The organism is Nocardia sp. NPDC049707, assembly GCF_040674855.1.
GTDB lineage: Bacteria > Actinomycetota > Actinomycetes > Mycobacteriales > Mycobacteriaceae > Nocardia.
The window spans coordinates 1-23,081 of the sequence record NZ_JBFANN010000036.1 but is presented as its reverse complement, the minus strand read 5'-3'; the positions used below and the strand labels follow the sequence as shown (position 1 = coordinate 23,081).

At 66.7% G+C, this 23,081-nt stretch carries 18 protein-coding genes and 1 pseudogene; 8 read left to right on the top strand and 11 right to left on the bottom strand.

Going from position 1 to position 23,081, the window contains the following annotated elements; all coding sequences use genetic code 11:
• Positions 1 to 75: 75 nt before the first annotated feature.
• The gene (locus tag AB0J29_RS26860; RefSeq protein WP_364791916.1) at positions 76 to 1,020 is read left to right on the top strand and encodes a PHB depolymerase family esterase; all 945 of its coding nucleotides are present in this window, start codon (positions 76 to 78) and stop codon (positions 1,018 to 1,020) included.
• Here the strand turns inward: AB0J29_RS26860 and AB0J29_RS26855 are convergent.
• Together AB0J29_RS26855 and AB0J29_RS26850 are read right to left on the bottom strand one after the other, a co-directional pair.
• Entirely contained in the window at positions 1,017 to 1,646 is a 630-nt protein-coding gene (locus AB0J29_RS26855; protein ID WP_364791913.1) for an NAD(P)H-dependent oxidoreductase, read from the bottom strand. The genes AB0J29_RS26860 and AB0J29_RS26855 overlap by 4 nt on opposite strands.
• Positions 1,643 to 2,542, bottom strand: a complete 900-nt coding sequence (locus AB0J29_RS26850) for an alpha/beta hydrolase (RefSeq protein WP_364791910.1) — start codon at positions 2,540 to 2,542, stop codon at positions 1,643 to 1,645. Before AB0J29_RS26850 ends, AB0J29_RS26855 begins: the two co-directional genes overlap by 4 nt.
• Before the next feature lie 109 nt (positions 2,543 to 2,651).
• Here AB0J29_RS26850 and AB0J29_RS26845 point away from each other — a divergent pair, with 109 nt between their 5' ends.
• Together AB0J29_RS26845 and AB0J29_RS26840 are read left to right on the top strand one after the other, a co-directional pair.
• Positions 2,652 to 5,930, top strand: coding sequence for a BTAD domain-containing putative transcriptional regulator (locus tag AB0J29_RS26845; RefSeq protein ID WP_364791907.1), 3,279 nt, complete (start codon positions 2,652 to 2,654; stop codon positions 5,928 to 5,930).
• 104 nt (positions 5,931 to 6,034) lie between these two features.
• Positions 6,035 to 6,424, top strand: a complete 390-nt coding sequence (locus tag AB0J29_RS26840; RefSeq protein ID WP_364791904.1) for a Rieske (2Fe-2S) protein — start codon at positions 6,035 to 6,037, stop codon at positions 6,422 to 6,424.
• A gap of 67 nt (positions 6,425 to 6,491) precedes the next feature.
• Here the strand turns inward: AB0J29_RS26840 and AB0J29_RS26835 are convergent, their stop codons facing one another.
• Positions 6,492 to 6,959: a VOC family protein gene (locus AB0J29_RS26835; RefSeq protein ID WP_364791901.1), complete on the bottom strand. Its 468-nt coding sequence runs from the start codon at positions 6,957 to 6,959 to the stop codon at positions 6,492 to 6,494.
• 92 nt (positions 6,960 to 7,051) lie between these two features.
• Positions 7,052 to 7,993, bottom strand: a complete 942-nt coding sequence (locus tag AB0J29_RS26830) for a hypothetical protein (RefSeq protein ID WP_364791898.1) — start codon at positions 7,991 to 7,993, stop codon at positions 7,052 to 7,054.
• Positions 7,994 to 8,082: 89 nt separating this feature from the next.
• Between AB0J29_RS26830 and lspA the strand changes: the two genes are divergently transcribed.
• The 3 genes from lspA to AB0J29_RS26815 are packed head-to-tail and all read left to right on the top strand — an operon-like array spanning position 8,083 to position 10,356.
• Positions 8,083 to 8,781, top strand: a complete 699-nt coding sequence (gene lspA / locus AB0J29_RS26825) for a signal peptidase II (RefSeq protein ID WP_364792083.1) — start codon at positions 8,083 to 8,085, stop codon at positions 8,779 to 8,781.
• Positions 8,778 to 9,704, top strand: coding sequence for an RluA family pseudouridine synthase (locus AB0J29_RS26820; RefSeq protein ID WP_364791894.1), 927 nt, complete (start codon positions 8,778 to 8,780; stop codon positions 9,702 to 9,704). The genes lspA and AB0J29_RS26820 overlap by 4 nt, the downstream gene beginning before the upstream one ends.
• Positions 9,697 to 10,356, top strand: a complete 660-nt coding sequence (locus AB0J29_RS26815) for a hypothetical protein (RefSeq protein WP_364791891.1) — start codon at positions 9,697 to 9,699, stop codon at positions 10,354 to 10,356. The genes AB0J29_RS26820 and AB0J29_RS26815 overlap by 8 nt, the downstream gene beginning before the upstream one ends.
• 17 nt (positions 10,357 to 10,373) lie before the next feature.
• On the opposite strand, the gene AB0J29_RS26810 is transcribed toward AB0J29_RS26815, so the two are convergent.
• Together AB0J29_RS26810 and AB0J29_RS26805 are read right to left on the bottom strand one after the other, a co-directional pair.
• Positions 10,374 to 11,192 carry a PhzF family phenazine biosynthesis protein gene (locus AB0J29_RS26810; RefSeq protein WP_364791888.1) on the bottom strand — a complete coding sequence of 273 codons (819 nt, stop codon included), beginning with the start codon at positions 11,190 to 11,192 and terminating at the stop codon, positions 10,374 to 10,376.
• A gap of 79 nt (positions 11,193 to 11,271) precedes the next feature.
• Positions 11,272 to 13,698, bottom strand: a complete 2,427-nt coding sequence (locus tag AB0J29_RS26805; RefSeq protein WP_364791885.1) for an HAD-IC family P-type ATPase — start codon at positions 13,696 to 13,698, stop codon at positions 11,272 to 11,274.
• On the opposite strand from AB0J29_RS26805, the gene rarD reads away from it, so the two are divergent.
• Positions 13,678 to 14,649 (top strand): EamA family transporter RarD, encoded by a 972-nt coding sequence (rarD, locus tag AB0J29_RS26800; RefSeq protein WP_364791882.1) that lies wholly within the window; start codon positions 13,678 to 13,680, stop codon positions 14,647 to 14,649. The genes AB0J29_RS26805 and rarD overlap by 21 nt on opposite strands.
• 347 nt (positions 14,650 to 14,996) lie before the next feature.
• Here the strand turns inward: rarD and AB0J29_RS26795 are convergent, their stop codons facing one another.
• The 3 genes from AB0J29_RS26795 to AB0J29_RS26785 all read right to left on the bottom strand — a co-directional run bounded on the left by AB0J29_RS26795 (position 14,997) and on the right by AB0J29_RS26785 (position 20,519).
• Positions 14,997 to 18,260, bottom strand: coding sequence for an arabinosyltransferase domain-containing protein (locus AB0J29_RS26795; protein WP_364791879.1), 3,264 nt, complete (start codon positions 18,258 to 18,260; stop codon positions 14,997 to 14,999).
• Positions 18,261 to 18,449: 189 nt separating this feature from the next.
• Complete coding sequence (locus tag AB0J29_RS26790; protein WP_364791876.1) at positions 18,450 to 18,953, bottom strand: hypothetical protein; 504 nt, start codon at positions 18,951 to 18,953, stop codon at positions 18,450 to 18,452.
• Positions 18,954 to 19,049: 96 nt separating this feature from the next.
• Positions 19,050 to 20,519 (bottom strand): DNA polymerase IV, encoded by a 1,470-nt coding sequence (locus tag AB0J29_RS26785; protein WP_364792080.1) that lies wholly within the window; start codon positions 20,517 to 20,519, stop codon positions 19,050 to 19,052.
• Positions 20,520 to 20,871: 352 nt separating this feature from the next.
• Here AB0J29_RS26785 and AB0J29_RS26780 point away from each other — a divergent pair, with 352 nt between their 5' ends.
• On the top strand, positions 20,872 to 21,747 hold the full coding sequence (locus AB0J29_RS26780) for a UTP--glucose-1-phosphate uridylyltransferase (RefSeq protein ID WP_364791873.1): 876 nt from the start codon (positions 20,872 to 20,874) through the stop codon (positions 21,745 to 21,747).
• Positions 21,748 to 21,775: 28 nt separating this feature from the next.
• Here the strand turns inward: AB0J29_RS26780 and AB0J29_RS26775 are convergent.
• A pseudogene (locus tag AB0J29_RS26775) lies at positions 21,776 to 22,006 on the bottom strand (hypothetical protein); the annotation flags it as partial.
• A gap of 162 nt (positions 22,007 to 22,168) precedes the next feature.
• Entirely contained in the window at positions 22,169 to 22,759 is a 591-nt protein-coding gene (locus AB0J29_RS26770) for an NlpC/P60 family protein (protein ID WP_364791870.1), read from the bottom strand.
• Between the last annotated feature and the right edge of the window lie 322 nt (positions 22,760 to 23,081).

The following is a 23,081-nucleotide window of genomic DNA, read 5'->3' as shown; positions in this document are numbered from 1 at the left end:
GTCCGTCCCGCCGCGTCGCGGACTCGGCGCCGAGATCCGCGGCCGAAACCCGGCGCACCCGGCTACAATCCCGACGTGCGAATAGCCGCGCTCCGTTTCGGCGCTGTCTTCGGCGCCTTCCTGATCGCCACCACTGCCGTGCTGCTCGGTACACCGCGCGCGCAAGCCCAGACAGACAAACGCTGCTATACCAACACCGCGGGCACCCGCTGCTACTACCTGCATATACCGCCGGGCGGCAGTGCGGGTAGGCCGCTGATGGTGTACCTGCACGGTTGTGACGACCCGCTCACCGATACCCAGCCGACCGGATTCTCGCTCACCCGCGTCGCCGACGAAATGGGTTTCGTCCTCGCCTATCCGATCCAGGACCAGGCGGCCAATGAGCACGTCTGTTGGAACTGGGACGAGGCCGAGAACCGCGAACGCGACCAAGGCGAGCCGTCCATCATCGCGGGCATCACCACCACGCTCATCGACACATTCGCACTCGATCGCTCGCGCGTCTATCTCGGCGGATACTCCGCGGGTGGGGCGATGACCACCAATCTCGGCGCCGCCTACCCGGACCTCTACGCGGCAATCGCCCCGATGGCCGTTGCGCCGTATCGAGCCCAACTCGGCGGCCAACTGATCATCGACACGATGGGTGCACGCGCCCGCCCGATGCCGACGTACTTCCTGCAGACCCTCTTCGACCAGATCAGCAACTACGCGATCGGCCGCAGCAATCTGGCGCTGTGGCGCGAGGCCGGCAACCTCGCGGATCCGGATTCGGTGCCGACCCTGCCGACGGGTCTGCAGGTTCAGCTCGCCGGACCGGGTGTCCCGATCCCGCTCACCATCGAGCACTACGACAGTCCGCGCGGATGTGAAATGGCGCAGTTCACGACGCCGCTGCTTGCCGAGCACTCGATCGGGGCGCGCATCGTTCAGGACGACGGGGGCATCGAGGTCCAGCGCAACCTGATGCGTTTTCTGCTCGCCCACCGGATGACCGCACCGCATCATGCCTGTTAGGCGACGAAGTCGCCCCGCGCACGGGCTGCCCGCAAAGCCGTTGCCCACCAGGTGATTTGATCCAACGCAGCGCACACTGCCGCTTCGAGTTCGGGGTCGCGACGGGGCCAACTACCGTCGGCGCCGAAGCGCTGCCAGGCCCGCGCGACCGCAACCGTACGGCGGATCGGGACGGCATTGAGTTCTGCGAATATCTGCCGCAGTTGAGCGGTGGCGCGGCTGCCGTCAGAGTCGTGGCCGTAGCTGACGACGGTGACCGGTTTGGCCGCCCATTCCGCATCGAACCAGTCGATCGCGTTCTTCAGCGCGGCCGGGAAGCTGCCGTTGTACTCGGGCGTGATGACGATGAAGGCGTCGGCGGCGGCCAGGCGCTGCCCGATTTCGCGCACCGGTGCGGGAGTCGGATCGTCATGATCGGCCAGCTCATCGGGCAGCCCGGCGCCGGCGAGGTCGATGGTGTCCAGGTCGAGATCACGGCGACGCTGGACACGGCCCGCCAGCCAGTCGGCGACGGTCGGGCCGAAGCGGCCGGACCGCGTGCTGCCGATGATCATCGCGATGCGCAGGCGCTGCCGCGCTACCTCGGACTGCGCACAAGGTAGCGCCTCGATCGAGTGCTCGGTCACTGTGCGGCCTTGATCGGTGCGTCGAGGAATGCCGGAATGATCGACAGCAGCAGGTCGGGGCGGTGGACCAGGGTGATATGCGAGGTGCCGGGCAGGATGGCCAGTTGTGCGTTCGGCAAACCCGCCGGGGTGTCACCCATCGCGCCGCCGCCGAAGACGCGGAACATTTCGACGGCATGCTCGGGCCGGATGATGTCGGCGTCACCGACCATCGTCAAGGTCGGTGCGGTGATCCGGCGGACGGCCTCGACCGGGAAGGTCGGGGTCGCGTTCTTGTCCTGTTCGCCGACCTTGGCGACCAAGCGCGGGAAGTCTTCGGGGCGAGGCGCATTCGCGATGTAGTCGTTATGGAACGATGTGCCGTACAGCATTTCGGGCTGCATTTCGGCGATGTCTGCCATCAGACCGGGTTTCACGCCGTTCACATCAAGGCTGGCCGCGGCGATGATCTGCTTGCGCACCAGGTCCGGATGGGTGAGCGCGATCTGCAGTGCGACGCCGCCGCCCATGCTGTAGCCGAAGATATCAGCCTGCCGCACACCGATGCTGTGCAGCAGAGCGACAGTGTCCTCGGCCATCTGTTCGTAGCGCAGTGGGCGGTCGATATCAGCGGTGTGGCCGTGCGCCTGCTGTTCGACCGCGATGACACGGCGGGTCTTGGACAATTCCGGAATCAGCTGGCCGAAATCGGTCCCGATGCCGGAGAGGGCGCCGTGCAGCAGGACGAGTGGGGGCTGATCGGTTGCGGGGCCGTGCACCTCGTAGTACATGTGCAGGCCGTTGACGTCGGCATAGGCGCCCGGGGCCGGGGCGTTCGCGGTATCGGATCCGCAGCCGGTGAGCAATGCGGCGACGGTGGCTGCGATGGTGGTGGTGATCGCGGTGGTGAGTTTCATATCGGGCTCCTTGGTCGGTGTTGCTGCGTTGTCACCAACTCTGGGCGCATGGGCTTCCGGTTTTTTTACGGTCCGATTCCGGTCACCGGCCCCCCGCTAAGCTGCGCACATGCGTTTTGGTGTGCTCGGTCCGTTGACGGTGTGGACCGATACCGGCACCGTGGTGCCGATTCCCGGCGCGAAGGTGCGTGCACTGCTGGCGGATCTGCTGGTCGCGGGTGGTGGGCCGGTGTCGGCGGACCGGCTCGTCGACGACATCTGGGCCGAGGATCCACCGGGCAATCCGGCGGGCACGCTGGCCGCGAAGGCGTCACAGTTGCGCAGGGCGCTCGCGGATGCCGAACCCGGCGGGCGCGATCTGGTGGTGTCACCGCCGCCCGGGTACCGGCTGGCCAGTGCCGAGGTGGACGCACTGCGGTTTCGCTCGCTGATCGCCACGGCGCGTGCCGCCACCGATACGGCCGCCCGCGTGGCGGCGCTCACCGAGGCGCTGGGGTTGTGGCGTGGACCAGCGTTCGCCGATTTCCGTGACGCCGAATTCGCCAAACCCGTTATCGCACAGCTCGAGGAGCAGCGTCTGGTCGCGGTCGAGGAGTTGGCCGAGGCGCGGCTTTCGCTGGGGGAATATCGAGAGGTCGCGGGCGATCTCACGGTCTTCGTGCACGAACATCCACTGCGCGAACGACTTCGGGCCGCGCTATTGCGCGCACTGTACGGCGCCGGACGTCAGGCCGAGGCACTGGCGAGCTACGAGGATCTGCGCCGCCATCTCGATGATGAACTCGGTCTGGATCCGAGTCCGGAGCTCGTTGCGCTGCAGCGCTCGATCCTCGGCCAAGAGCTGGAGATCGCCGCGCCGCGACCAGAGCAGGTGATCCGGCGGCGCAACTCCAATATTCCGGCCCAGCGCACCGCATTGATCGGACGCGACGAGGATGTGGCGCGGCTGCGCGATGCGGTATCCCAGACCAGGCTGGTGACGCTGACCGGACCGGGCGGCGTCGGTAAAACCCGCCTGGCGCTCACGACCGCCGCGGCGCTGAAAGAGCGCTTCCCACATGGCACTTGGCTGATCGAGCTCGCACCATTGCAGCCGACCTCGACCGACGCCACCTCCTGGCTGGCCGAGGCGGTATCGCAGGTGCTCGGTATTCGCGCCACCGACGGCGCCGATCCGACGGACCTGCTGTGCGAGGTATTGGCCGATCAGGAACTGCTACTTGTCCTGGACAATTGCGAACACGTCGTCGACCACGCGGCCGACCTCGCCGAACTGCTACTCGGCGCGGCACCGAAGCTGCACATCCTGGCGACCAGCCGCGAACAGTTGCGGCTGCCCGGCGAAGATATCGTCGCGGTCGAGCCATTGACCGTGCCCGCAGCCGACGTTGAGCTCTCCGAACTCGAAAAATTCAGTGCCGTCCAGCTTTTCGTCGCCCGCGCCCGCGCGAGCGACCGCGATTTCACCCTCGACGCCGATACCGCCGAATCGGTTGCCACCCTGTGCCGTCGACTCGACGGCATCCCACTAGCTATGGAGCTGGCGGCAACCCGAGTCCGTGCACTCGGCGTACACGAAATGGTGGCCCGGCTCGACGACCGCTTCCGCCTGCTGGCCACCGGTCATCGCGGTGCCCCGCCGCGACAACAGACGCTCACCGCCATGATCGACTGGAGCTGGGGGCTGCTCGACGACACCGAACGCACGGTGCTGCGCCGATTGGCAGTGCATGCGGGCGGATGCACCCTCGATGCCGCCGAAACCGTTTGTGCCGCAAACCCAACGGCCGCCTCGCATGGCCGTCACGCCACCGCAGCGGTCACCACTGGTGGCATAATTCCGGCCACGATCGCCGATGTGGTCGCACGGTTGGTGGACCGCTCACTGGTGCACGCGTCCGGACGGCGGTACCGGCTACTGGAATCGGTGGCGGCCTTCAGTGTGGACCGACTGGTGGAGGCGGGCGAACTCGAGGCGGTGTGCCGCGCTCACCACCTGTACTATCTGCACCTCGCCGAGCAGGCCGAACCCGAACTCTACGGCGCGGACCAGCGGCGCTGGCTACGCCGACTCGACAGCGAGAGCGCGAATCTGCGCACCGCACTGGATGGATTCCTGCGCGCGGCGGATGTGGAACATGCCCTGCGCATGGTCAACGCTCTCGCGTGGTACTGGCTCCTGCGCGGCCGATTCGGCGAAGCGCGACGCTGGCTCGCCGCCGCACTGGCGTTGACCGGTTCCGGCCAGCGCAGTTCGGCGGAATTGCGTGCGCGGGCGCTGGCATGGGACCTCGGGTTCGCGTTTCAGCAGGGCGAGTTCGCCGATGGCGCGGCGCGGCGGGCCGAGGTGCTCACTGCCTTCGATAGCGTCGACAATCCGGCGGGGCGGGCGCGAGCGGTACTGTTCCTCGCGTTCTCCGCCTTGGAATCCGGTGACCTCCCCGAACTGGAGGCGGTCATCCAACAGGCGCTCCTGGGCGGCGAGCAACTCGGCGATCGCTGGGCCGTCGCCACCGCGCATGTGGCGCTGGCCAAGGCGGCGCATAGTCGAGTCGACTTGTCCGCGCTGGGAGAGCACGCGCGCGCCGCCCGGCGGATATTCGCCGAAATCGATGACCGCTGGGGTCGGCTGCAGGCGGCCGAATGGCTCGGTGGTCTCGCCGAATTGACCGGCGACCTGATCGGTGCGATGGAAATCCACAGCGACGCACTCGGTTTGGCCCGGGAGTTGGAATTGTGGGGCCAGGTCTGTACCCATCTGTGTTGGCTCGGCTGGATCTGTATGCAGCAGACCGAATTCGACCGCGCCACCGTCCTCGCCGATCAAGCGCAGCGCGTCGCCGCCGAGCACGGCTACGCCCCCGGCCGCCTGTTCGCAGCCGTCGTCGCCGCCTTTACCGCCCGACGCGACGGCCGATCCGAGGCCGCCGAACGCATCCTGCGCGAACTGCTGGAGCTCACCCCGTCCGACGGCGACGAAACACCTCTGTTCCTGCCCATGCTCCAGGTCGAACTCGGCTACGTCCTCGAACCTCGCGACCCGGCCGCCGCCCTCGCCCTGCATCTGGCCGCCCTCGACGGTGCCCAACGTATCGCCGCACCACGCGACACCACCTTCGCCATTGCGGCCTTGGCCGCCGTGGCCGCCGAGCTCGGCGAATATGAAACCGCCGCAACCCTTTTGGGAACGGCCGAGGCCGTTCGCATAGCCAACGGCATCCCACTCCTGCCCGCCGAACGCCCCGACATAGATCGCCCGACCATCAAAGTCCGCACCATACTGGGTGATTCGGCCTTCATCACCGCCCATACGGCAGGCACCGAGTTGGCTCCGGCACAAGCCAGAGACCTGGCCGCCGCCATCACCACACCCCGGCTCGACTGCTGACACAGCACGGTCGACAACAAGCCCCGTACCGCCAGGCAGGACGAATTTCTCCTACTGACAGCTCTGCCGCACTAACCCGGCGGTAAGAACCGACACGTCGCAGCGTGGTAGTCGCCGGCGCCGGTGCGGCGGCCACTGTGGCCACGCTGACCGCGTGCACCACCTACGGCGAGGACAACGCCACCGCGGCCGAACCACCCAAGGCCGCTGGACAGCCGAATACCATCGCCTCGACCTCGGAAGTGCCGGTCGGCGGTGGTGTGATCAAGGGTGATGTGGTGGTCACTCAGCCGAATGTCGGCTCATTCGTCGGCCTGTCCTCCACCCGCACACACGCGGGTTGCAAGGTCGCGTCGGTTTCCGGCGGCACCATCAACTGTGCCTGCCACGGCAGCAAATTCGGCCTCGCCGGTTCGGTCGTGAACGGCCCGGCCACCCAGCCGCTCCCGCAGCAGCCCGTGCACGTCGAGGGTGACTCGATCGTCGCGGGTTAGCCCACCCGAAACCGCGAACAATCGACCGCGCGGCACTGCGACCATGCGGCTCATACCCCACGAACGCTCAGGCCCCGCCGAACAATTCGGCCATCCGCCGGTCCATCTCATCCGGCGGCACATCCTCGACGTGTGTGGCGACGGTCCACCGGTGGCCCCACGGATCCTCGAACGCACCGCTGCGATCACCGTAGAACTGGGTGGTCATGGGGGTCAGCTCCTTGGCACCCGCGGCGAGGGCGGCACTGAAGGCGGCATCGGCATCCTCGACATAGACATAGAGATTGACCGGCGTGCCGCCGACCGTCTTCGGGTCGAGGAAATCCATATCAGGGGCCGGATCGCCGACCATGATGAGCGAATTGCCGAAAGTGAGTTCGCAGTGCGCGATCTTGCCGCCCGGTCCCGGCGTGCGCATCCGCTCCGATGCGCCGAAAATATTCTTGTAGAAGTCGATGGCGGCGGCAGCCCCATCGATTGCCAATCCGGGCGAGACGACCGGATAACCCTCGGGGATCGGTTTCACATCGGACATGGGATACCTCCGATCGAGGCGTTTGTCGGACAGGTGCGAGCCTATTCCCCACCCGAGTGCGACATGCCTGATCGGCACAATCCGCTACGGACTCATTCGTTCCAGGTCACCTGCGTGTTGATCGTCTGCTGCAGCATGCTCGCGCTGCGCGGGTCGCGGTAGGCCTGATGTCCGCCGACGGTGATGGAGCCCGCGACCGGCAGCGGCAGGCCCAGGTCGACGGTGATCGTGCCCGAGCCCTGCATGACGTAATCCTTGATGTCGAGGGTGCCCGCATCATTGGGCAACGACCACACCGGCGACTTCGGCTTCTGGGTCACGTCGAGTTCGATGGTCAGCCGGTCGCCCTCGCGCTTGGTCAGCGTCGCGGTGGTCACCTGATCCAGTGCGACGCCACCGTCGACCTCCTGCCGCACCGTCCACACCGCACCCTCACCGACCGGTTGATCCGGGAAAGTGATCGAACGGTAGACCGCCTGGTAGAAGGCCTGTTCCAAGGCCGCGCGGGCGGTATTGGAAGTATCCGGTGCCGGGGCGAGGCGCAGCGCGGTGATCCCACCGAGTTCGCTCATATCGAATCCGGCGCGCGAACCGTCGGCGGCGGTGAGCGCCTTGGCCAGCGCCGGATCCGGTGTAGAGATGGTGCCGAGAGTCAGCTCGACACCGTCGCCGGCGGTCTGCGCTGTCATCGGAATCGTCAAAGCGGGCGTGGAGAAGTCACTCGGCGGCTGATCATTGATCTGCTGCTCGATGTGGTGCTCGGTACGCAGCGTCACCTGTTGCATCGTGCCCGGCGGATAGTCGGGACGCAGCAGCGATCGCGGCTCCTCACCCGCGGAGATGACCGTGGCGACCGCGGCCGAAATCGGCACGGTCACTTCCTTGCCGATGCCGACCGGCTCGGTGCCGTCGGACTCGACGCGCGACTCGGCACCGTCACTACAGCCGACACCGAACGCGGACAATCCGACCGCGAGCACCATCAGCAGCACACCCGAGCGCGCGATTCGGGGTGTGTGGGGGGAAGACAACACCGTCACGAGCATCAGAGTACGACCGCTTCCTGAGTGTCAGCTGGGACATGCAGGTGACCGCGTGCGTAGCGCATGTCGTTGCTCGAGAGATGATGGTCGGCGTGAGTGACGACCGGCCGCCCGAGGACAACCCCGCCGAGAACGCCGTACCACCCGGCGACGACGCAGAAAATCGAATCCGAACCACCGATCCGGCGAAGTCGGCCGCACCGCTGCGGCTACGCGCGCTGCTGATCATCGCCGTGGTACTGCTCGGCCTGGACCTGCTCACCAAGACCATCATCGTGGCCGAGCTGACCCCGGGCCACCCGGTGCCGATCATCGGCGATTTCGCGCGGTTGTCGCTGGTACGCAACCCGGGCGCGGCGTTCTCCATGGCCACCGGCATGACCTGGCTGCTGACCCTGGTCGCCTCGGCGGTGGTGATCGGGGTGATCCGTATCGGCCGCACGCTGCGCTCGCTGTGGTGGGCGATCGGGCTCGGTATGGTGCTCGGCGGCGCGCTCGGCAATCTGGTCGACCGATTGTTCCGTGCGCCCGGGCCGCTGCAGGGACATGTGGTGGATTTCATCGCCATCGGCTGGTGGCCGGTATTCAATCTGGCCGACTCCTCGATCGTCTGCGGCGCGATCCTGCTGGTGGTGTTGACGGTCTTCGGTTTCGAACCCGATGGCACGCGCACCGGACACGGCCACACCGAAGAAACAGACACCGAAACCGCCGCGGAGCCCGACAAGCCCTCGGACAACGGTGCGAACGGTACGGCGAGCAAGGGGAATGCGGCATGAGGGAAACGCGGACCATGCCGGTACCCGACGGACTCGACGGCATGCGCGTCGACGCCGGACTGGCCCGACTGCTCGGCCTGTCCCGCACCGCTGTCGCCGCGCTGGCCGAGGAGGGTTCGGTGCAGCTCGACGGCGCCGCCGCGGGGAAATCGGATCGGCTCGTGGCGGGCGCCTGGCTCGAGGTCGAGTTCCCGGAACCGAAGCGCGAGCTCACCATCGAGCCGGAGCCGGTCGAGGGTATGAAGATCCTCTACGCCGACGATGACATCGTGGCGGTCGACAAGCCGGTCGGCGTCGCGGCGCATACCGGCGTCGGTTGGACCGGGCCGACGGTGGTCGGCGGCCTGGCCGCGGCGGGCTATCGCATCTCGACCTCGGGTGCGCACGAGCGGCAGGGCATTGTGCACCGGCTCGATGTCGGTACCTCCGGAGTCATGGTCGTCGCACAGTCCGAACACGCGTACACGATGCTCAAGCGGGCCTTCAAGCAGCGCACCATCGATAAGCGCTATCACGCGCTGGTACAGGGACATCCGGATCCGAGCAGCGGCACGATCGATGCGCCGATCGGCCGGGCACGCGGCGATGCCTGGAAGTTCGCGGTCACCGCGGACGGACGCCCGAGCATTACCCACTACGACACCGTCGAGGCGTTCCAGGCCGCCAGCCTGCTCGATATTCATCTGGAAACCGGGCGCACCCACCAGATCCGGGTGCATTTCTCCGCGATTCGACACCCCTGCTGCGGGGACCTCACCTATGGTGCGGATCCGCGGCTGGCCGAGCGGCTGGGGCTGGAACGGCAGTGGCTGCATGCGCGTTCGCTGGGGTTCAACCACCCGGCCGACGGCCGGTATCTGGAGATCACCAGCGAGTATCCGGACGATCTGACGCACGCGCTCGACGTGTTGCGTAATGCCTGAAACATTGCGCCGCATTGCCATTGCCGTCGGGGCCGTCGGTTTCATGGTGCTGATCGTGGTGCTCGGGGTGCTCAATCCCCCACGACCGTCCGGCATTTCGACCGACCGGCTCGGGCCGGAACGCGGTGAGCCGGTCGCGGATTATCTTGCGCGGGCACAGGATTCGCTGTCCGGTTCGAATAACGACGAGCACTGGGCGCTGGTCTCGTTCACCGAACCCCTTACCCCGGGCCAGATTCCGGCACACAGTGGCGGCCTGCGCATTGCCGCGGCAAGCCACCATGTGTCGATCCCGCGGGTGCGCACCCCGATCGTCACGGTTCAACTGCCCGCGGGAAATGCGGTAGCCGTGGCGTCTGCCGATAATGCCGCCTGGCAACTGCTGGCGCAGCCCGCGGCCGATGATCGCGCCAACCGCATCAATACGGTGTCGGCGGCTCGGCTGCGCGCCGGTTGCGCATGCACCGTCGGCCTCGTGGTCCGCGGCCTGCTCCCGCAACTGCGAAATCTCACCGCCCAGAACGGAATCCGCGCCGTACAGGCCCTGCCAGCCGACGCGGTCGCCACCACTTTCGCCATCGTTCCATTACTGCCGGAGTACCAGGACCTCGCGCTGCCGGGTACCGATGACGGTCCCGTCCCGGATCCGTAGCCCCGGCACCGAGCTGGTCAATCCGGCAGTGTCACAACACCATCCAGGTACCGGCGGCAGCGGCCGATGAGCAGTACCCGGTCGCCGGCGAGTTCACAGCGCAGCCTGCCGCCGCGCCGCGATAGCTGACGGGCGCTGAGTTCGGACCGGCCGAATTCGCGGCTCCACAACGGAACCAGCTGTGCATGTGCCGACCCCGTGACCGGATCCTCGACCACGCCGAGATCCGGGCCGAAGACCCGGGAGACGAAGTCCACGGTATCGCCGGGCGCGGTGATCACCGCATCGAAGGCGAGCGGCGGGAAGGCGGCGAAATTCGGCAGCGCGTCGCGCACCTCGCGCTCGGAACCAACCACGATCACCTCGTCGAATCCGGTGTAGGCGCGCACCGCGCGCACACCGAGGGCATCCACCAGCGCGGGATCGGGTGTGACCTCCCTGGATTCCAGCGCGGGTAGGTCGAGTACGTATTCGTCGTCATCGGTGCGGTCGACGTGCAGCCAGCCGCTGCGCGTGAAGAAACTCACCCGGTCTTCGCCGGGATGGATGTCCTCGAGAATCTGCGCGGCCGTCGCCATGGTGGCGTGGCCGCACATCTCGACCTCCCTGGTCGGGGTGAACCAGCGCAGGTGGACGGCGGGCCACTCGCCGGGTGGACCGCCGGCCTCGACGGGTAATTGCGAGGTGTAGAAGGCGGTCTCGGCGAGGTTGTTCTCCTCGGCCAGATGTTGCAACAGCTCGTCCGGCAACCACACCGACAGCGGCATGACCGCCGCCGGGTTGCCCGAGAACGGTGCGTCGGCGAACGCGTCGATCTGATGCAGCAATACCTCCATAGTCGAGAAGGTACTCCAACCCTGAATGATCGCTTCGCACAAGGTATCTCGCGGCGCGACGGGTCAGGCGTCCAGCGGTTCAGGCGCCCCCGCCCGGTGAGCTCGGAAGTAGCGTGTGCTTCTCGCCTCGAGCTGCGGCCGCGATCCACCAGGCAGCCTCGACGAGCACGATGCCGACGGCGCCGCAGATGAACGCGGCGACGGTGAGCCCCATATTCGAGGGATCGAGTTTGAAGAAATGCCTGGTGAACGGGATTGTGAACAACAGCACATAGGCGAGGATCGAGGCGCCGATGAGCACCACCTTCCACCACACATACGGCCGGGCCACGATGGCCAGCACCCACACCGCGATCATGATCAGGGTGATGAGCGCGGTGGTACCCGTCTGCTCCTTCTGCTGCTCCAGGGTGTCATACGTCCCAGCGTGGGCGATCAGGTAGGCAACGAAGGTGGCGACGCCGATCACCACACCGGACGGAATCGCCAAACGCATGACCCGCGACACGAATCCGGAACGGGCACGTTCATTGTTCGGAGCCAGCGAGAGAATGAACGCCGGGATGCCGATGGTGAACCAGGCCGCGATCGTGACATGCCTTGGCAGGAACGGATATCCGAGCGATTCGTAGTCGAAGATCTGCGAACCGATACCGGCGATACCGACCAAGAAGGCGAGCACCACCGAATACACGGTCTTGGTGAGGAACAGATTCGAGACGCGCTCGATATTGCCGATCACCCGGCGACCTTCGCCGACCACATACGGCAAGGTGGCGAATTTGTTGTCCAGCAACACGATCTGAGCCACCGCCCGGGTGGCCGGACTGCCCGAACCCATGGCCACACCGATATCGGAATCCTTCAGCGCCAGTACGTCGTTCACGCCGTCACCGGTCATGGCGACGGTGTGGCCGCGAGATTGCAAGGCGCCCACCATGGCTCGCTTCTGGTCCGGACGCACCCGACCGAAGGTGGTCTCACGCTCCAGCACATCGGCGAGTGCGGCACGATCTGCGGGCAACTCGCGGGCGTCGACCGGGTGATCGCTGCCGCTCAGATCGAGTGAGGAGGCCACCGCACCGACCGAGACGGCATTGTCGCCGGAGATCACCTTGATCGAAACCTGCTGGCTGGCAAAGTAATCGAGGGTTTCGCGCGCATCGGGGCGCACCTTCTGCTCGAGTACGACCAGGGCCGCGGGTTCGACGGTGCCCGGTGCGTCGGCGGCGTCGACCGGACGGTCGCTGCGCGCGAGCAGCAGAATGCGCAGACCCGAGGAGCCGAGTTCCTCTGCGACGCGGGCATCTTCGGAACTCGGGTCGAGCAGCACATCGGGCGCGCCCAGCAGCCAGTCGCCGTGCCCGCCGTAGGAGAATCCGCTCCACTTCTTCGCCGAGGAGAACGGCGCGACCGCGGTGTACTGCCAATCCGGCTTATCGGTGAGTTCTTCGCCGATGGCCTGCACGCTCGCATTGGGGCGCGGATCGTCGGCGGCCATGGCGGCCAAGGCCCGTCGCACCTCGGCGTCGTCGAACGTGCCGAGCGTCTTGATGTCCGACAGGCGCATCCCGTTCTCGGTGAGGGTGCCGGTCTTATCCGCGCACACCACATCGACGCGAGCCAGCCCCTCGATGGCGGGTAACTCCTGCACCAGGCATTTACGCCGGCCGAGCCGCACCACACCGACCGCGAAGGCGACCGAAGTCATCAGCACCAGGCCCTCGGGCACCATCGGCACCAGCGCCGCGACCATGCCAGTGACCGCGGGCCGCCAAGATTCCTTACTGGAGACCAACTGGTTGTAGATGCTCAGCAGCCCCGCCGGGATCAACAGATAGGTGATGACCCGGAGGATGGTGTCGATACCGCTACGCAATTCGGACTTCACCAGTGAGAACTTGCTCGCCTCTTCGGCCAGCTTGGCGGCGTAGGCGTCCTTACCGACCTTCGTCGCACGATAGGCGCCGGATCCGGAGACGACGTAGCTGCCCGACATCACCGCCGCGCCGATCGGCTTGTCCACCTGATCGGCCTCACCGGTGAGCAGCGATTCGTCGACCTCGAGCAGGGCGGACTCCTCAACCGTGCCGTCGACGACGATCTGGTCGCCGGGGCCGAGTTCGATCAGATCGTCGAGGACGACCTCCTTCGGCGCCACCGCGAGCGACTGCCCGTCGCGGCGCACGGTCGGCTTGGCCTGGCTGACAATCGCCAACTGGTCCAGCGTGCGCTTGGCCCGGACCTCCTGGATGATGCCGACCGCGCTATTGGCGATGATCAGCAGTCCGAACATGCCGTCGATAATCGAGCCGGTCGCCAGCACCAGGATGAACAACACACCGAGGATGGCGTTGATCCGGGTGAAGATATTGGCGCGCACGATGTCGCGTACGGATCGGCTCGCCCGGTCCGGCACGTCATTGGTCAGCCCGTCGCGGCGACGTTGCTCGACCTCCGCAGCGGTCAGCCCGGCGACGGCCGTATGGGGCACGGTAATCGACATGACCGCCAGGCTACCGAGAACTATCGTCGGAGGGTGCAGAGCAGGGCGGTCCCAGGTGTTGTATTTGGTACAGGTGCATTTCTGATTTGGGGGCTGTTTCCGGCGTACTTCGGGTTGCTGGCCTTCGCCGATCCGGCCGAGGTGGTGGCACAGCGGATTCTGTGGACATTGGTGCTGGTGCTCGTCGTGCTGGCGATCACAGGGCAGCTCGGTGGGTTGCGCGGAGTCGCCCCGCGGACCTGGCGGATGGCGGCGGTGGCCAGCGCGGCGCTATCGATCAACTGGGGCGTGTACGTCTACGGGGTCACTTCCGGGCATGTGGTGGAATGCGCACTCGGGTACTTCATCAATCCGCTGGTGACGGTGGCCTTCGGCGTACTGATCTTCCGTGAGCGGTTGGCCAGGGCGCAGTGGGCGGCACTCGGGCTGGGTGCGGTTGCGGTCGCCGTGCTCACCTTCGACTACGGCCGACCGCCGCTCATCGCACTGGCACTGGCCTGTTCATTCGCCACCTATGGGCTGGTGAAGAAGGTGATTCCGCTGGACGCGCTGCACGGAATCGCGGCGGAGGGTCTGGTCGCCGCACCGTTCGCACTGGCGTTCGTGATTGTCTGCACGGTGACCGGACGCAGCGAATTCGCCAGTGGCATCGCACATTCCGGACTGATGGTCTCGACCGGTCCGGTCACGCTGTTGCCGCTGCTGCTGTTCGCCATTGCCGCGCAACGAGTTCCGCTCTCGACCATGGGGCTGCTGCAATACCTCACCCCCGCGCTGCAGATGGCCTGGGGTGTGGCCGTCGCGCATGAGCCGATGCCCGCGTCGCGGTGGGCCGGTTTCGCGCTCATCTGGGCAGCGCTGGCGATTTTCACCGCCGACGCGCTGGTGCGTGGCCGGCGGCGCACCAAGACCGCGCAGCCCGAACCCGCAAATTCGGCAGCCAGCCGCTGACCTCCCCTTCCCCGCCATGGCTTCGTAGGGGCACAGTTGTGTCCGCGATCGCCTGTCGATATCGACAGGACGGACCTGCCCTTGTCCTCGCGTACATCGGCCGCGAAAAACCGTAGGCGGCGTCAGGTTTCGGCCCGGACCATCTGCCGCGCCTCGAACTCTGTGTCCGCGCGGGCGGCGACACCGATACCACCGCAGCCATCGCGGGGCGGACTCCTCGGCACCCGCTGGGCGCCACGACCAGCACCGACCCCTGGCGCGCGAACCCCGGCACGGCTACCCGAGCCTGACCGCCGCGATACCTGACCGCCTTGGGCCACCCGCATAGCGACCGACAGCAGCAACCGCTAGTACGACGTATTGATATGGCCCGGAGTCCAGAGGCCGGAGTGGTCCTGTTGGGTGATCTCCGGTTTGGCACGGTCGGCCTCGGGGTCGATGCGCACCAGTTGTTGGAGTTCACCCCAGTCCCGTCGCCAGTCCTGGTCGAGGTAGGTGGCCAGGGTGCGGGGGCGCAGGAGCATATTGGACCAGCCGAGCGGGCCGCCGCCGTCGTGGCTTTGCCAGAGGGTGGTGATTTCGGCACCCGGGCGGTCCGGGAGGATGCGGTAGGCCGGGACCTCGGCGATATTGTCGTGGTGGTCATAGGGGCGCTGGTGCGGGAATTGCAGGCCGACCATCCAGTCGGTGAGGACCGGGACCTGTGATCCGACAACATCGTCCAGCGTTCTGGTCTGCGGCAGCCGGGGCGGGGTGACGGCCAGCCACTGCTTGGGATTGCGGTCGCGGTCGACGGCGACGATGCGGATAACGTCCGCGCCGGTCGGGATTTCGCTGAACGGTACACGCAGATTGCGCCAGGACGGCGCCGGTCCGATATCGATCGGGGTGACCTTGCCCATCGGCTGCGCGGTGATCGCGGAATCGGTTGCACCGTATTCGATTTCGAGGGTCTGCCCCGGGGTGACGATACCGTCGGCGTCGACCGAGCGGATCCGGCCCGCCGCGGTCAGCGCGATAATGCCGTGGCGGTCACCGGAGTCCGGAAGTCGATACCAGCCGGTGGTCAGATCGGCGGGCCCGGCATCGCCGGAGCCGTAGCTGCCGAGCACCGGGGTTGTCGCTGGGTTCAGTCCGAAAGGCAGTGCGGCGGTTGCGGTTCCGGCGGTGTTCTCCGAGGCGGACTTACTGCTGAGCGCGTCGGCGATACTGCCGGTCGGACTCGAATCGTCGTCGGGGCGCAGATCGGCGGCCACACCCGACCCGGTGAATCCGGTTCCGGTGCCCGAAAGTGTGCTCACCGCATCGCCGGTCAGCGGGCGCAGCATGCCGGCATTCGGATCGGTCTCCACCAGCACATGACCGGCCAGACCCGCCGTCTTCCCGGTCAGCGCCTCGATATTCGAGCGCGCCAACGAAAATGCCGGGCCCTGGGCCACGGCGGCCTTGGCGAAAGAGCCGACATCCCAGACCACGAGTAGCGCCAGCGCGATGGTCAGCGGCGGCAGCACCGACACCCGCCACGCGAGACGCGAAACCCGATGCGGGGTACCGGGTTCCGGTGCCCGCACATGCCACCACGCGGCCACGGCGAGCAATGCGGCAGCGGCGAGCAGGAACAGCTTGTTGAGCTCGACACCGGCGACCACCGGCGGCTTGTCCCACCACGGAATGCCGTAGGACGAGACGTACCACCACTTGTTGGGGCCGGAGAACACAAGTGCGAGCAAGAACGCGACCATCGCGGCGAACAGCGCACGGTAACGCGGCGCCCGCAAAACCCTTGGGGCCACCGCCATCGCGGTCACCATGGCGACGGCACCGGCCACGCCCGCATACACACCGAAGTGGTGGGTCCACTTGGTCGGCGTGACCATGATCAGCAGCAGCGCGCCGACCGTGACACCGAGAATGCGCCGGGTCGGCCCCGCGGCCAGCAGTGGAATCCGACCGCCCTTGCGCAGCAGGACGATGACACACACGATGAGCCCCGCGAACATTGCGAGCACACCGATCCGGCGGCCGACGGAGCCATCGGTCTCGCCTTGGAAGAGGTACTGATAGCGCAGATAGTCGTTGAACCACTCGACATCCGGGCCGACGATGTGGTGAATTCGCTTCATCTCGAACATGGCCGCTATTGGCTGATCGGCGAACATGATCGCCAGCGCCACGGTTCCGGCGGCCAGCAGCGGGGCGAGCAGCACCGCATAGCCGACCATGCGGGCACCCAATGTTCCGCGAGTTCCGGTGCGGTCCATGATGATTCGCGCGACCGGCCGCATGCCTGCCAGCAGCGCCGCGATACAGATGACACCCGACGGCCCAGCCGTGCAGGTGAAGGCGGCGACCAATATCGCGAATCCGGCGGGCAACAACCGGCGGGTGGCAATGGCACGCTCGACCAGACACCAGGTGAGCAGAAGTCCCAGCGCGACCGGTGGTTCCGGACGCAGCCCGTTGTCATAGGCCAACCAGATGGTCAGGAAGCCCAGCGCACCGGTCCACATCGCAACACGGTTGCGCCGCACCGCGACCCCGAGTCGCGGTGCCACCTCGCGGCTGAGTAGCAGCCACATCAACACACCGCAGCACAGCGCGGGCAGCCGCACCCAGGGACTGGCGGTGTCGACCTCCGCCATGATCCGGATCAGGTCGTAATACGGTGTGCCGACCGGATTTTCGGGCACGCCGAAGTAGGCGAAGTAGTTGGCCATATAGCCCGCGACACCCGACGCACGGGCCATCCCGAACTGATAGCCGTCATCGGAGGTGGTCGACCCGATGAAGTACCAGACCACCATGGTGCCCAGCACCACCGCATCGAGCAGCGAGAACGTCCACCAGCGCTGCGGCAGGAAGCGGTGCACCCGGCGACCGTCCAGCCGATCGAGTCGATACAGCGCGACCAGGGCGATCATCGTGCACAGCACCGCGAGCCAGATCGCCGCGCGCTTGGCCGGAGTGGGCGTCGAGGAGAACCTGGTGTCGAGTTCAGCAGTGACGCGCGCCCCATCGGCGGCGGCCAGATCACTGAAGACACCCACCATCTGCGGCCGGTAGTCGCCGTTGAGCACCACCGGGAATCCGGGTGCCTCGAATCCGATCAGCGTGGCGGTCGCGCTGGTGTTATCGGCGTGCACGGTGAGCTCACAGCCCGGAACCAGTTCGGCCACCGGCACACTGAGCAACGCCTGATTGCGCAGCACCACATCCAGCCGCGCCGGCATATCGGCTCCGGCCTGCACGCGGGCGACGAATCCGTAGCGCTCGAGATCGGGCGCGCCATTGGGTCCGGTCGCCGCGAGGGTGCCGCCGTTCGCACTGAGCTGGTTGATCGCCGTACACGGCAGAGTGACGTCAAAAGTCAGTGGCGCATAGGAGATCAGCGGCGCCTCGATGCTGCGCGCCGAACCCGCCTGCGGCCAGGTCAGCGTCGCCGCGTCAACCCGAACCGGCAGCAGTGGCACGGCCACGGCGAACAAGGCGCCCAACAGACCCGCGAACAGCGCGATCGGCCCGGCCCAACCCCGCCGTGTCGTCGATTGCGCCGTCCCGAGTTCGGATTCCTCGACGGACGGCTGCCCCGCCCACACCATCGTGTCAGCCACGAGGCCTGATCCTAACGGTAGCTATTTCAAAGGAAAGTTCTTGCCGGCGTGCGGCATTGATTCACAGCAAGTGCACAGTTGCCGCGGCCGACACCGGGTCGGCCGTGACAACTGGCCCTTTCGAGCGACCTGCAAGCAATCGCTGCTGGCCCTTTCGAGCGACCTGCAAGCAGTCGCTACGGAATCAACTCAGCCGCAGGCCGCCGACTGCTGGCCGAGGTTGGTCAGCATGGTGCAGGCCCAGGACTTCTGGATCTTCCACTTGCCGTCCTCGGCGACGAACGGCACGTCGACGATGTTCTCCTGGCCGTTGAGCACGACCTTGGCCTTGGCATTGACGCTGTCGCCGAAGCTGGTCACATCGGTGACCGTCACATTGATGTTTGCGCTCTTGGCGGCCTCGGCGAGGCGGTTCGGCAGTTCCGGATCGGCCTCCGCGCCCTGCACGCCGTCGAGCTTGTCCGCATTCGGCACCGACGGATCGAGCGCACGCTGCAGCTGCGTGTTCAGTTCGGCGACGGAGGGGACCGGCGGCAGATTGGTGATCGAGCTCGCGCCGGCCGAGGCCTTGGCGCTGGTACTGGTCTTCGCGGCCGGCTTGCTGTCTTTGTCATCGCTGCAGGCGGTCATGCCGAGTGCGGCGACGACGGCCAAGCCAGCGATGGCGATGCGTCCAGTCTTACGAAGCTTCAACTGCTCGTCCTTTGCGTTCGAGTAGGTACAGGTCGTTCCACCAACGGCAGCCGTCACCCGAACCGGCGACGCTGCACGAATGACCCAGGCTACCTGTCAATGGAGACTGCCGAGCGGATCCGCCCGGGACAGACTGATGTCGTCGGCGGCAAAGGTACGCGCCGGACCGGGCCCTGTCGAGCTGGTCTCGAACCGAACAGTAACCACACCGAGCCCGGCGCCCTGCACCCACCCATGTCCGAATTCGGGGTGCGAGACATCCAGTCCGGGATACCACAGCGTCGTGTTCCGCACTTGCGAATCACCCTGAGCTGCACCGACGCTCGGCTGCACGGTGGTGTCGACCGATGCTGCACCGAATGCCGTCGTGGTATCTCCCACCTCGGCGCCCACCGGCCCGACCGACACACCCGCGCCGGGTTGCGACGTGCCGTCCTCGGCTTCCGACGGCCCCCCATCGTCGGAGTGCGGCGCGTCGCCTTCCCCGATGCCCGCGTCCTCGACGTGCGCCTGATCGAGTTCCGGAAACAATGACTCCTGCCGGATGGTCGACAGCCCGCCGTAGCCCACTCCGACCAGCCGGATCGGCCCGAGCTCGGCCGGATCGATGGCCGAGCGTTGCGCCGCCGTCGTCAGCGTGGCCAGCTCGGTCGTCGCATACGGCAAGGTGAACGACCTGGTCACGATGCTCATATCAGATTTCCTCAGCTTCAGCACCACGGTGCGTGCGGCCCGGCCGTCCTTTTCCAGCCGACGGTGCGCGGCCGCGGCCATGGTCTCGATCGCCGGGCGCAGCTGGGCCATTGTGACGATATCGGTCTCGTAGGTGTTCTCGGCGCTGATCTGCTTGGCCTCGGCCCGCTCGGCGACCGGCCGGTCGTCGATGCCGCGGGCCAGCCGGTGCAGCGCCGCGCCGACACTGCCGCCGAGGATGGACACCGCCTCCGATTCCGGCAGGGCCGCGAAGGCGCCGACGGTCTCGATTCCGAGCGAACGCAGCCGGCCCTCGGCCACCGGACCGATCCCCCACAGCTTGCGCACCGGCAGCCCGGCCAGCAGTTGCTGCTGCTCATCCGGCGAAATCACCCGCACTCCATCGGGTTTGGCCATTCCGGAGGCGATCTTGGCCAGCTGCTTACCGGTGCCGACACCGACCGAGGCGACCAACCCGGTGCGCTCGCGCACCAGGGCACGCAACTCCGCGCAGAATTCGCGCACCTGCTCGACGGTCGCGCCAACCAACTCGGCGGGCTCACCGAACGCCTCGTCGAACGACAGCGTCTCCAGCACCGGAATGCGGCTGCGCAGCGCATCGAACACCCGCCCGCTGACCACGCTGTATACCGCGCCGCGCGGCGGCACCACCACCGCGGTCACCCCGACCAACCGCCGCGCCTGATGCATCGGCATCGCCGAGCGCGCACCGAAGACCCGAGCCTCATAACTCGCCCCCGCGACCACACCGCGCCCACCGGTACCACCGACCAGCACCGGGCGGCCGCGCAGCGTCGGCCGGGTCAACTGCTCGACCGAAGCGAAGAAGGCATCCATATCAATATGCAGCACCCACCGCCGAGCCGTGCGCAGGGACGCGGGCCCCACCCCGGCGTCCTCAGCGGTGTTGTCGGTGCTCACGCACGGAAATCTACGCCGCCTTACCGACAGGTCGGCCCACCCGTGCATGCACGGGCACCTGTGCGCACCGGCGGCTTACCTGCGTGCGAGATGTACGTCAGCCGGGTAGTTTCTGCGAGATTGCTACCGATCGTGCGGGCGCGGTAGCGGGGCCGGTACCGTGCCCTGCCCTGCACAACCGCCCGTGACCAGGCCCGATACCGATATGTTGCCGCCTCGACATGCCCGGGCCAAGCCTGGGGATCGCCGGTTCGGACCCGGTCGGGTATGTGATGATCGGACCATGAAGATCCGCAAGGCCGTGATACCGGCCGCCGGAATCGGCTCCCGGCTGCTCCCACTGACCAAGGCCATCCCCAAGGAGATGCTGCCGGTCGGCGATAAGCCGGTCATCGAGCACACCGTCCGCGAGCTGGTCGCATCCGGAATCACCGATATCACCATCGTGGTCAGCAGCGGAAAATCCTTGATCCAGGACCATTTCCGCCCCAATCCGGCGCTGGTGGCCCAGCTCAGGGCCGATGGTAAGGACGCCTACGCCGATGCGGTGGAAGAGGTCGGCGAGCTGTCCCGGCTCGGCCATATCACCTACCTCGATCAGCACGGGCCGTACGGCAACGGCACGCCGGTGCTCAATGCCGCCCGCAATCTCGGCGACGAGCCGATGCTTGTGCTGTGGCCCGACGACGTCTTCGTCGCCGGGGTGCCACGCGCCCAGCAGCTGATCGACGCCTATGAGGCGACCGGCGCGCCGGTGCTCGCACTGATGCCGATGGATCCGTCCGAATCCCAGCGCTACGGCGTCCCGGTCGTCGCGGACGACCACGGCAACGGCCTGCTGCGCATCACCGGGCTGCGGGAGAAGCCCAAGCCCGAGGACGCACCGTCGAACTACGCCGCGATCGGCGGCTACGTCGTCACCCCCGGCATCATCTGCGAACTGCGCAGACAGACCGAGCACTGGTATGAACATCGCACCGGCGAGGTGTACCTCACCGATGCGATCAATGTGTACGCCGCCGACAACCCGGTCTTCGGCCAGGTCATCCAGGGCCGCTGGTACGACACCGGCAATCCGGCCGACTACCTGGTCGCGCAGTTCGCCTCGGCGCTGGCGCATCCGCAGTACGGACCCCGACTGCGCCAGCTCATCGACTGAACTCGGGTTCGACCAGGCGGGGCGACGATCACGACCTCGTCGGCCAGCTGGTCGATGGAAACTTGACATCCTCGTCTCCGGGTACGGAGGCGATTCCTACTGGACCGTTACGGCCTGTCGGTAGGTTCCTGCTGCACCAGGTTCCGGTCCAAGCGTTCAGCCTCTCCGCCTGCCCAGCGGCGAGAATATTGTCCGCGGCATTGCGATCCCGGTCCTGGACCGCACCGCACAGGCACGTCCGGGTCCGAACCGGTATCGGGTAGACGCGAAAGGTGTACCGCAACAGCACATCTGCCACCGTACATCGAGGCAACGAGCATCCGGTGTAGGGCGCACTCGGGCCTTGGCGGCCGTGCCGTGTGGGCCTTGGCCCGCCGACGAAGGGCGGAGTACCAGCCCACATTTCGGTAGCCGATCCGGATCAGAAACGACGGATCGTGTAGATGTCGAACTTGCTCAGTGGGCGCAGGCCGACCGGAACGCCCCAGTCGTGCGCATCCAGGATCTGCCCGCGGCCCGCGTAGATGCCAACGTGCGAAGCATCGTCGTTGAGGATGACGACATCGCCCAGTGCCAGGGCCGAGAATGGAACCGCCGCACCGACTTTGGCCTGCTCCCAGGTGGTACGCGGCAGCTTCACCCCGACCTGACGGAACGCCCACTGGACCAGGCCCGAACAGTCCCAGGAGAACGGGCCGGTGGCGCCCCATTCGTAGGGTTTGCCGATCTGGGTGTAGGCCGCGGTGAGTGCGCCGAGTCCGGCAATACTCGGCAGCGGAAGGGCCAGGGCCGCGGAGCCGCTGGAACTGCCGGAACTGCCGGATGCGGAGCCGGAGCCGCCCGAACCGGAGGCGCTTCCGGTATCACCACGCACCGGTCCGGCCAGTACCAGCGTCACGACGATCGATAACAGAATCCCAACAGCTATCCGGCGCAACGTCTTTTTGTGCGCGTTGGTCATATGCTCGCCCTTTCCGTCGACCCGGCCAACGCGCGGTACCGGCCCCGTCATCGACGGAGGAAACCGCACGTCACTGCACCTGCGCAGCAACAGGTAACCGGATGCGGCGCAAGGTATTTCAGGTAGAGCAGTTCAAGCACGAACATTCACTGCTGTCACGGGAGTCCATCTGCGCACCAGCAGCAACATGCCGATTGTGCCGGGCATTGTGCGACCACAGCAAGAAAATCAGCTATTTTCCAGCGTGTGATCTATGTCACATAGAGCCGGGATGGGCCTGCAGACGCAAGTCGGGGCGGGATCTCGAGGTTCGCACTGCATCTGATCCCGTCCGGCATCCTCACCCCGGGCGTGACGAACGTCATCGGCAACG

What these genes read in the sequence shown, in the direction of transcription:
- AB0J29_RS26810 (WP_364791888.1), bottom strand. Translation starts at nt 11,192, where the DNA reads ATGGAGGTATTGCTGCATCAGATCGACGCGTTCGCCGACGCACCGTTC.
- lspA (WP_364792083.1), top strand. Translation starts at nt 8,083, where the DNA reads ATGATGGTCGGCGTGAGTGACGACCGGCCGCCCGAGGACAACCCCGCC.
- AB0J29_RS26805 (WP_364791885.1), bottom strand. Translation starts at nt 13,698, where the DNA reads ATGTCGATTACCGTGCCCCATACGGCCGTCGCCGGGCTGACCGCTGCG.
- AB0J29_RS26780 (WP_364791873.1), top strand. Translation starts at nt 20,872, where the DNA reads ATGAAGATCCGCAAGGCCGTGATACCGGCCGCCGGAATCGGCTCCCGG.
- AB0J29_RS26820 (WP_364791894.1), top strand. Translation starts at nt 8,778, where the DNA reads ATGAGGGAAACGCGGACCATGCCGGTACCCGACGGACTCGACGGCATG.
- rarD (WP_364791882.1), top strand. Translation starts at nt 13,678, where the DNA reads ATGGGGCACGGTAATCGACATGACCGCCAGGCTACCGAGAACTATCGT.
- AB0J29_RS26850 (WP_364791910.1), bottom strand. Translation starts at nt 2,542, where the DNA reads ATGAAACTCACCACCGCGATCACCACCACCATCGCAGCCACCGTCGCC.
- AB0J29_RS26835 (WP_364791901.1), bottom strand. Translation starts at nt 6,959, where the DNA reads ATGTCCGATGTGAAACCGATCCCCGAGGGTTATCCGGTCGTCTCGCCC.
- AB0J29_RS26815 (WP_364791891.1), top strand. Translation starts at nt 9,697, where the DNA reads ATGCCTGAAACATTGCGCCGCATTGCCATTGCCGTCGGGGCCGTCGGT.
- AB0J29_RS26770 (WP_364791870.1), bottom strand. Translation starts at nt 22,759, where the DNA reads ATGACGGGGCCGGTACCGCGCGTTGGCCGGGTCGACGGAAAGGGCGAG.
- AB0J29_RS26845 (WP_364791907.1), top strand. Translation starts at nt 2,652, where the DNA reads ATGCGTTTTGGTGTGCTCGGTCCGTTGACGGTGTGGACCGATACCGGC.